The 380-nt window shown below is 65.8% G+C and carries 1 protein-coding gene; it reads right to left on the bottom strand.

All coding sequences use genetic code 11. The annotated features are described in order from the left end of the window. Positions 1–96 precede the first annotated feature (96 nt). Positions 97–380: RuBisCO large subunit C-terminal-like domain-containing protein (locus tag AC1D0P_RS31705; RefSeq protein WP_477680350.1), on the bottom strand; the 284-nt coding region annotated here is incomplete at its 5' end.

Here is a 380-nt window from a genome sequence, read left to right on the forward strand (position 1 = left end):
CCCATTTTACCGCCGGCACCGAGCACGGCGACTGACATTGCCATAATGTACCTCCCTTTCTTCTCCGCGCCTTCGGGCGCACTCAGATGATCCGGCTCAACTCGCGAAGGAGGCGAGCGCAGACGCCAATTCCGGATGCGATTTCGCATAGTCTGCTGCTGGAATTCCGGCCGCTGCCGCGTCCCAGGCCTGCCGCAGGCTGCGCACCCCGGCTTCGACGCCGTCCGGATGCGCCATGATGCCGCCGCCGCAGCAATAGATCAGGTCGTCACTGCCGAGCCGCGCATAGGTCTCCGCCGCCTGCACCGCCGACTGGCCGGACGAAAACACCGGCATGACGATATCCGGCCGCCCTGGCCGTTCGAACATCGGCGTCAGGC

It is taken from the genome of Polaromonas sp. P1_G2, assembly GCF_056405515.1.